The sequence below is a fragment of the Collimonas fungivorans genome (assembly GCF_028292705.1).
Lineage (GTDB): Bacteria > Pseudomonadota > Gammaproteobacteria > Burkholderiales > Burkholderiaceae_D > Collimonas > Collimonas fungivorans_B.
Genome location: NZ_JAQGLV010000267.1, coordinates 1 through 5,410 on the forward strand (window position 1 = coordinate 1; position 5,410 = coordinate 5,410).

General features: G+C 60.7%; 7 protein-coding genes and 1 pseudogene. All 8 read left to right on the forward strand.

Annotated elements, in window-relative coordinates:
* Positions 1-422: pseudogene (locus JWQ61_RS15045) on the forward strand (polyamine aminopropyltransferase); the annotation flags it as partial.
* A 42-nt stretch (positions 423-464) separates the two neighbouring features.
* Positions 465-875 (forward strand): hypothetical protein, encoded by a 411-nt coding sequence (locus tag JWQ61_RS15050; protein ID WP_304361244.1) that lies wholly within the window; start codon positions 465-467, stop codon positions 873-875.
* A gap of 2 nt (positions 876-877) precedes the next feature.
* A complete protein-coding gene (locus JWQ61_RS15055; RefSeq protein ID WP_304361245.1) occupies positions 878-2,023 on the forward strand; it encodes a glutathionylspermidine synthase family protein in 1,146 nt (381 codons plus the stop codon).
* Positions 2,024-2,082: 59 nt separating this feature from the next.
* A complete protein-coding gene (locus JWQ61_RS15060; protein WP_304361246.1) occupies positions 2,083-2,484 on the forward strand; it encodes a DUF350 domain-containing protein in 402 nt (133 codons plus the stop codon).
* A gap of 13 nt (positions 2,485-2,497) precedes the next feature.
* The gene (locus JWQ61_RS15065) at positions 2,498-3,223 is read left to right on the forward strand and encodes a 16S rRNA (uracil(1498)-N(3))-methyltransferase (protein ID WP_304361247.1); all 726 of its coding nucleotides are present in this window, start codon (positions 2,498-2,500) and stop codon (positions 3,221-3,223) included.
* 245 nt (positions 3,224-3,468) lie between these two features.
* Positions 3,469-3,948 carry a YidB family protein gene (locus JWQ61_RS15070; protein ID WP_304361248.1) on the forward strand — a complete coding sequence of 160 codons (480 nt, stop codon included), beginning with the start codon at positions 3,469-3,471 and terminating at the stop codon, positions 3,946-3,948.
* Positions 3,949-4,164: 216 nt separating this feature from the next.
* Complete coding sequence (locus JWQ61_RS15075; RefSeq protein WP_304361249.1) at positions 4,165-5,151, forward strand: bifunctional riboflavin kinase/FAD synthetase; 987 nt, start codon at positions 4,165-4,167, stop codon at positions 5,149-5,151.
* 69 nt (positions 5,152-5,220) lie between these two features.
* The coding region (locus JWQ61_RS15080; protein ID WP_304361250.1) for a hypothetical protein at positions 5,221-5,410 on the forward strand (190 nt) is incomplete at its 3' end.

The window sequence follows — 5,410 nt, forward strand, 5'->3', positions numbered from 1 at the left end:
AACGCTACGACCTGATCCTGCTCGACCTGACCGATCCGCAAGGCGCCGACGGCAGCGCGCTGGCAGCCGATTGCTACAACCTCGAATTCCTGCACGCCTGCCGCGCCTTGCTCAATCCCGGCGGCGCACTTGTGATGCACCTCGGCAGCCCGTTCCACCATCCGCAACGGTTCGCTTTGCTGCGCCGGCGCCTGTCCACCATGTTCAGCCAAGTCCATCCTTATACGGTGCATGTGCCGCTGTACGGAGCGCTATGGGGCATGGCGATCGCCAGCGACAGCCTCGATCCGCTGCAGCTGGATAGCCATGCACTGGCAAGCCGCCTGCGGGAAAGGGCGCTGGGCGAACTCCAGTACTACAACGAAAATGTCCATTCGGCACTATTCGCCTTGCCCAATTTCGTGCAGAATCTGGGCGCCTAGTTTGTTGTTGCAAATTCATCGTTGCCTGATATGGAGAGCGTCTTGCCAACCACCAGCCTTTTGAAGCAAATCCCGGAATCCGCCGCGCCGTCGGCCAGGAAGAGCCGCGCCGTACCGCTGGTGCTGGCGGCCTCGGCCTTGATCGCCGGCTGCAGCCCGAGGCAGGCGCGCGACGAATATGCCAGCCAGGACGACTGCAAGAAAGACTGGGGCCGGCCCGAGCTGTGCCAGCCGGCTTCTGGCAGCAGCTCAGGCGGCCACGGCGGCGCTTACTTTGGCCGCTACTACGGTCCCAGCTACGATGAAGGCGAACGCGCGAGCGCACAGCGCAGCGCACGCAGCGGCGGCAACAGCTTTGGCTTGACCGGCGGCGGCGAGAGCAACCACGCGGTCGGCCGCAGCGTGTCGCGCGGCGGCTTTGGCGGCGCCCACATTTCCTCCGCCGGCGGTTAAGCATGATCCGCGAAAGCCTGACGCCGCGCAGCAACTGGCAGGAACAATTCGAATCGCTCGGCTTCACCTATCATTCGATCGACGATCTGTATTGGGACGAGCGCTACGCCTACCGTTTCACTGCGGCGCAGATCGATGCGGTAGAAGACGCCACCAGCGAATTGCACCAGATGGCCTTGCAGGCAGTCGAGCATGTGATCGCGCGCGAACGGCTGGAACAGTTCTCCATTCCCCAGCCGTTCTGGGCACTAGTCGAAGAGAGCTGGCGCGAAAAGGAATTTTCCCTGTACGGGCGTTTCGACCTGTCCTGGGACGGCCGCAATCCGCCCAAAATGCTAGAGTACAACGCCGACACTCCGACCGGCCTGGTGGAATCCAGCGTGGCGCAGTGGTATTGGCTGCAAGATGTGTTTCCTGATGCCGACCAGTTCAATTCCCTGCACGAGAAACTGATCGCCCAGTGGCAAATCCTGGCCCGCCAGCATCACAGCAAAGGCTTGCTGCACTTCGCCTGCATCGGCGGCCATGAGGAAGACGAAGGCAACCTGGCCTACCTGCGCGACACTGCGATCCAGGCCGGTTTCGCCACCAAGCAGCTGGCGATCGAAAATATCGGCTGGGACGACAAGCATGCGGAATTTGTCGATGACTTCGACCTGAAGATAGACAACCTGTTCAAGCTGTATCCATGGGAATGGCTGTGCCGCGAGGAGTTTGCCGAGCACCTGCTGGCGCGGCCGCTGCGCCTGATCGAACCGGCCTGGAAGATGGTGCTGTCCAACAAGGCCATCTTGCCGGTGCTGTGGGAACTGTTTCCCGGCCATCCCAATTTGTTGCCGGCATTTTTCGACGCCTGGCGCATCAGCGGCGATTTTGTAAAGAAGCCGCTGTACTCGCGCGAAGGCGAAAACATCACGATCTACGCCGGCGGCGAAGTCCATCACCAGCCCGGCCAATATGGCGCCGAGGGTTATATCTACCAGGCTTTTGCGGCGCAACCGAAATTCGACGACGGCATCACGCCGGCCTACACTTCCGTCGGCTCCTGGGTGGTGGGCGACACCCCGGCCGGCATCGGCATCCGCGAAGACGTGTCGCTGATCACCAAAGACACCAGCCGTTTTGTGCCGCATTATTTTGTTGACTGACGATCAAGCTGCAAGTTTGAACCACGTTCCCTACCCTCGTTACCAGGAGCACTGACCCCATGAGCTATCTTCCCATCGGCCTGCCGGCCTTCTTGTCTCACTTCGGACTCGCGCTGTTGCTGGTGGCGATATTTTTCGTGGTGTATATTTTCATCACGCCCTACCATGAACTGCGCCTGATCCGCGCCGGCAACCATGCAGCCGCCGCCAGCCTGGCCGGCGCCTTGCTGGGATATATCGTAGCCCTGGCTTCGGCCATTGCGAACAGCGTCAGCCTGCTCGACATGCTAGTCTGGGGAGTCGTGGCCCTGGTGGTGCAGCTGCTGGCGTTCCTGATCGTCAAGCTGCTGCTGCCAACGCTGCTGGCCGATATTCCGGAAAACAGGATCGCATCCGGCGTCTTTCTTGGTACAGTCAGTCTTGGCCTGGGCTTGCTGAATGCAGCCTGCATGACTTATTGATTAAGGATTTTTTGTGCCCCGTTTCTACGTCCCTGCCCCACTCGAAATCGGCCAACTGCTGGCGCTGCCGGAAGCCGTCGCCCATCACCTGCTGGTGCTGCGGCTGGGGCCGGCCGCGCCGATTACCCTGTTCAACGGCGAAGGCGGCGAGTACACCGCCACCATCAGCAGCATCGAAAAAAAGCGCGTGAACGTCGAGATCAAGACTTTTTCACCGCGCGAGGCCGAGCTGCCGTACGCGATCACACTGGCCCAGGCGCTGCCGGAATCGTCGAAACTGGACTGGATCATCGAAAAAGCCGTCGAGCTCGGCGTCGCTGCGATCCAGCCGCTGGCGGCGCAGCGCTGCGTGGTGCGCCTCAACAGCGAGCGCGCCGAGAAGAAGCAAAACCACTGGCAGGGGGTGATCGTCGCCGCCGCCGAACAGAGCGGCCGCAACCGCCTGCCTACCCTGTCCACCCTCAGTCCGTTCAACGACTGGGCGCAGCAGCAGGATCTGCACAAGCGCATCCTGCTGTCCCCGCGCGGCGAACAGTCGCTGTCGGACTGGGCGCGCCACCAGCCGCCGCAGGCGGTGGCGCTGCTGATCGGCCCGGAGGGCGGCTTCACCGAAGCGGAAGAAAACCTGGCCTGCAGCCAGGGCGCGCTGATGCTGTCCATGGGCCCGCGGATTCTGCGCACCGAAACCGCCGGCCTGGCGGCGCTGGCGGCCATCAATGCGATCTGGGGCGAGATGTAGTTTCGCCAACTTATTTGGCCAGCTTAACGCTTGCCTCTATCGATCCTACAATTTGTTCTAAGCAAAAATATCAGCACTGGCTAGAATGATAGACGCAGCCAAGACACAATCGTTTTCAGTTGCATAACTACTCAAAGCACTTACCGCGTTGTAAGATTAATCTTCTAACTGCTTTGTATTCCGCGAAGCAGTAACCTGCCTTGATGGCTGACGTTTTATTAAGCATTTTTACTCAGGAGAATATTATGGGACTGCTGGATTCGGTACTTGGCGCAATCGGTGGCGGCGGCCAACAGCAAGCAGGTGGAAATAACACGCAAGCCCTGTTGATCCAGGCCGCATTGCCGTTGCTGCTGAAGGCATTGCAAGGCGGCGGCGCGGGCGCAGGCCAGGCTGCCGGCGCGGATGCTGGTTCTGCTGGCGGCGGCCTGCTCAGCGCATTGGAAGGCGCCGGCCTGGGTTCGGTCGTGCAGTCATGGATAGGCACCGGCCAGAACCAGGCTATCTCGCCGGACCAGGTGCAACAGGCGCTGGGCGGCGGCCAGCTGCAGGAACTGGCGCAAAAAGCCGGCATTTCGCCGAGCGAAGCGGCCGGCCACCTGTCGGAAATCCTGCCTGGCCTGGTAGACAAGCTGACGCCACATGGCGAAGCTACGGCGCCCCCGGGCGGCGTCGACCTGGCAGGCCTGCTAGGCGGCCTGCTAGGCGGCAACAAACCTGCCTGAGCCAAACCGGCTTGCTGAAAAAATCGCCCTCCGGGGCGATTTTTTTTGCGATCATGGCAATCCTGCATTCCCGATCCAGTATCCAAAATTCAATAAAATAGCTGTTTTAACAATTAAAAATCGTGCAATCAGCTGCGGTTCGACTTCCAGGCAGGGGGAAGACGCCGAAAGCATTTATAATGCAGGGTTTTGGCAATAAATATTCCGGTCACTTCAATGAAGGTATTTCGCGGACTTCCCAACGCCGAATCGCGCGCGCCTTGCGCGCTCACTATCGGCAACTTTGACGGCGTGCATCGCGGCCACCAGGTGCTGCTCGCGCACGTCCGCAAGGCCGCCACGGAACTGGGGCTGGATGCCGCGGTAATGACGTTCGAGCCGCACCCGCGCGAGTTTTTTGCGCAACGCTCCGGCCAGCCGGACAATATGCCGACCCGCGTCGCTAACCTGCGCGACAAGCTGCAGTCGCTGTCGCAGGCCGGCATAGACCGTGTGATCGTCGAACATTTCAACGCCAGCTTTGCCGCCATGTCGCCCCAGGATTTCATTGAGAAAGTGCTGGTGGAAGGCTTGCATGTGAAATGGCTGATGGTGGGCGAGGATTTCTGCTTCGGCGCCCGCCGCGCCGGCAATATCGCGACCTTGGTCGAGGCCGGCAAGAAGTACGGTTTCCAGGTCGAGACTTTGCCGACTGTCATGAACGACGGCGCGCGGGTATCGTCGTCGGCGGTACGCGCTGCGCTGGCGGCCGGCGATTTCAGCCATGCACGGGCCCTGCTGGGCCATCCGTACTCCATCTCCGGCCACGTGGTGCACGGCAAGAAGCTGGGCCGCACCATCGGTTTCCCGACCCTGAACCTGCGCGTCAACCATAAGCTGCCGGCGCTGTCCGGCATCTTTGTGGTCAACGTGCACGGCCTGGCCGAACAGCCTTTGCCGGCAGTCGCCAGCATCGGCATCCGCCCTACCGTGGACGACAGCGGCCGGGTGCTGCTGGAGAGTTATATCCTCGACTTTGCCGGCGATTGCTACGGCAAGCTGATACAGGTCGAGTTTTTGCAGAAACTGCGCGACGAAGAGAAATATGTCGACCTGCCGACCCTGACTGCCGCGATTACGCGCGATGTCAGCAATGCGCGCGCGTATTTCCGCCAGCACGGCCAGCACGCCATATCGGCAGTTTCGGCCACAGACCGAATTTGACGCTGTCCGCAACTCCTCGCGCCTTGCCTGCATTTATGCTGGCCCCACAGAATTCCACTGAAGAAAATTATGTCCGACCAGACCAGCAAACCAGAAAACAATAAACCGGCGAAGCCGCAAGGCAAACCGCAGAGCAAATACCCGGTCAACATGACCGAGACGCCCTTCCCCATGCGCGGCGACCTCGCCAAGCGCGAGCCGCAATGGGTCAAGCAGTGGCAGGAAAAGAAAGTCTACGAACGGATCCGCAAGGCCTCCA